The sequence below is a fragment of the Desulfobacter sp. UBA2225 genome, from assembly GCF_002348205.1.
In the GTDB taxonomy this organism is placed as follows: domain Bacteria; phylum Desulfobacterota; class Desulfobacteria; order Desulfobacterales; family Desulfobacteraceae; genus Desulfobacter; species Desulfobacter postgatei.
Window position 1 is genome coordinate 1 of the sequence record NZ_DDYV01000020.1, and the last position, 3510, is coordinate 3510.

Annotated in this window: 3 protein-coding genes; all 3 read right to left on the reverse strand. The window is 47.6% G+C overall.

Going from position 1 to position 3510, the window contains the following annotated elements:
• Positions 1–286 precede the first annotated feature (286 nt).
• Entirely contained in the window at positions 287–1648 is a 1362-nt protein-coding gene (locus tag B3D59_RS00865) for a sigma-54-dependent transcriptional regulator (protein ID WP_286817192.1), read from the reverse strand.
• A 252-nt stretch (positions 1649–1900) separates the two neighbouring features.
• On the reverse strand, positions 1901–2302 hold the full coding sequence (locus B3D59_RS00870; protein ID WP_286817193.1) for a roadblock/LC7 domain-containing protein: 402 nt from the start codon (positions 2300–2302) through the stop codon (positions 1901–1903).
• Positions 2303–3021: 719 nt separating this feature from the next.
• Positions 3022–3510, reverse strand: a 489-nt coding sequence (locus B3D59_RS00875) for a hypothetical protein (RefSeq protein WP_286817194.1), incomplete at its 5' end; no start/stop codon positions are given.

The following is a 3510-nucleotide window of genomic DNA, read 5'->3' on the forward strand; positions in this document are numbered from 1 at the left end:
TTAACAAACCGTTTCAGATCAATGATCTGATCAGTGTCCTCAACCAGACGCTCCAATAACGTGGGATTTCAGACCAAAAGCCAAAACCTAAAGAATTCGTAAAAAGTCATCAAAAGGGATGGCAAAACAAAAAACGTCAAATGCAATGCGCGCAAATTTACAATGAATGACAAGCAGTTAGCCCGTAGCAATGAGACAATTTGCAGCAAGGCAACAGTTGGCGACTATTTGCGACACCATCAAGGCGTGTGTACATCATTTCTTTGGCGCAGGCAACTGCGTCACATCAGGGATCAGACGGATCCAATCCATACTCTTTCATTTTGCGAATCAAAGTGGAACGTGATATATCCAGTATGCGCGCAACCTTGCTACGATTATTCTTGTACTGCTGAAGCATCTGGATGATATAATTACGCTCCAGATCTCTCAATGAACATCCTGCCGGAAGAGGCTCTACAGGCAACAGACCGGAACTCCCATCAATCTGCCGGCGCCTATTAAGAAAGCGTGACGGAGCAAATTCCTCCCCTTCTGCCAAAAGGGAGGCCCGTTCCAAACTATTTTTAAGTTCCCGGACATTTCCCGGCCAGGAATATGCCATAAGCACCGCAAGCTCGTCCGTATCCAGCCGCTCAGCCAGTTCCGGCGCAAGAAAAAAATGACAGAGTTCAGGAATATCTTCTGACCTGCTCGCCAGAGACGGCAACTCAAGGTGAAGCACCGAAAGCCGGTAAAACAGGTCTTCACGAAACCGGCCCTGACGCACCGCTTCCCGCAAATCACAGTTCGTCGCCGCGATAATCCTCACGTCAACCGTGCTACTTGTCTCACTTCCCAACCGTTTAATCTGCCCATCATCCAGCACCCCCAGTAATTTTGCTTGAAAATGCAGGGGCAGGGTCGCAATCTCATCAAGGAAAAGGGTGCCGCTGGAAGCCATTTCAAAAACCCCTCTCCGGGTAGTTCCAGCATCAGTATAGGCCCCCTTCTCCACCCCAAACAGCTCGGCCTCAATCAAATTCTCAGGCAGAACGGCACAATTCACCGCAAGAAATTCCCGATCCCGCCGCTTGCCGTGATAATGAATATAACGTGCAAGCAGACTTTTCCCCGTCCCTGTTGGTCCGGTGATCAACACAGGGGCCTGCGATCCAGCAACCAGATGCGCGCCATTACGAACACGCTGGGCTGTCACTGAAGAGCCGACAAATTGTACCAGATCCGGTTCCTTCCGTTTTTTGCAGGCGGACAATTCAGAGGCCTGCTCCACCTCAGATGCCTGCAAGGCGCGTCGAACCGCCAGACAGAGCGTATCTATATCAAAAGGCTTGGCAAGATAATCAAATGCACCGCACTTTATAGCCTCAACGGCATGATTGTATTCCGGAAACGCTGTCGCCAGAATAATTTTTGTCCTGATATTGCGGGACAGAATAGCGGTACAAATATCCAGACCGTTCCTATCCGGAAGCTGTTGATCAAGCAATACCACATCCATCGAGTGCTGACCGCACAAGGCAAGACCGGAAGAAGCGGAATGAGCTGTATGCACCATTATCTCCTGATCACAACCGGAACAGGAAATCGCATCACAAAACAGAGCGTCATCATCTATCACAAGCATGTGTTTTTGCAGAATTTTCATTGTGCTGAAGCCCCCCTTCTTCAACTCATAAAAAATCGCCTGTTAATTCTATTTCTAACCCAATGAACGGGATAAGTGCCTTACAGATTTGATGAATTCACAAAAAGTCATCAAACAAAATGGATAAGCAAAAATCGTTAAACTATAAGGTGCGCAAATTCCAAAGGATAAGACGCGCTCTGGTGCCTCGCGATGACGAGGTAATCTGCGGCAACGCAGCAACCGGAGATTATTTTTGAGACTCCATCAAATTTACATCTCCTCGCTGACATCAAGATATGTCGTTAATATTGAAGCGACCTCCGGCTCAAGTTTCTTTATAAGCATCCTGGCCATACCCAACCATCCCTCACGGCGAATCATAAGAAAGACAAAAAAGGGAAGACCGGGAACTTCTCGAATCAAATAATAAAACTGATCCGTTGAAACCAGAATGTCTTCAGCTCGTTGAGACTCCGTCAATAGCTTTATTGCCCGGGTATTAGACTTGACAATAGAGGCCAGATAGGCCGCGGCTGCCGCCGTCTCCTTCTGGGGATCACGACTCAACTCCGCCACTGACAACCCGTCACCAACAGCCACCACTGCCGCCGACTCAAATCCCGGCAAATCAGCCGCCAACGACTCAAGGATATCCTGAAGCTTTTTTCTCATAAAAAATACCAGAAAAGAAGAAAAAACCAGAACGTTCAACAGCCAACACAAAGGCTGTATTTCTCATACGTTATGCATCACTCCGAAACCACATACAACTTACCACACTGAACAGCCAAAGGGAAGGAACGCAGAGTTTTTTTCACGCCGTCCAAGAAGCCTGGCGTCAAGCACTGATCCATAAAGGGAGGGAAGACTTCCGACCAGGGCCGGCGGCCTCAAAGCATAAGCGCCTTACAGATTATTTTCTTGTTTTTTTTTGCAAGAAAATAATCTGTAAGGCGCTTATCCCGTTCATCGGGATTGGATAAAAAAGGTGACGAGAGAAAAAACAGCCCTTTGCAGTTCAGACCGATAATGCGGGAAGAGAGAATTGTCGAACTTCAGCCTGCAAGGAATCATCAGAATGCATCAAGAGAATAGCCTATTAATACATTACTGCTGAACCCCTGTTAAAAAACAAGAAATTCAGAGGAATTGATGGACACGCTTCGCTTTGCCCATCCTACCGCTACTGACTACGTGGGTTACGGGGGTTCATCCCGCGTTAGCATATAATCTTGTTGGTACGTTACAGTAACTCCTTGTAGCGTGATCTTCACTGGCCGGCAGTCAATCTCTCCGTGGCAAAAGTTGGAGATTCTCCAGCTCACAGGAAACACCACCTCGCATGAACTCTAAAGAAAAAGTCCTACTGTCCGGCATCTATGCTCAGAGTGTTATCGTTCTATCATGGTAAAAATAATTCTGCAGCCCTGAACTTCAGCGATCGTTTCGATATTTTTTCTTACGGAAAACCCCATACAAGCCACGGCAGACTGGCAGACATTCATGATCGGACAGGTAAAGGGGATCTCAACACCGGTTTTCAAGATTGACTGGGTCAAGTCCCACCCCTGGCAACGATTGACCGCAAGTATCATTTGATTCCCCTCCTGAGAGGTGGAAAAGGACTCCACAAAGCCCATTTCGTTGGCAAAAATACCACCAATTTCCTTCAAAACATCCATGGGCGTCTCGCCGTCAAGCCCCAACCCCATCTCCTCCTCCATGATATACATGGTGGTTTTTCCCACCTCATTCATGGTCGCAAAGGCCGATTCACCAAACAGGTCATACAGCGCCTTGGCCATGCCGCCAATCATAAGGGTCATCAAGCGCATTAGATTTTTTTGCTTCTGATCTTCTGTTGCCATAACTCTTGCTCC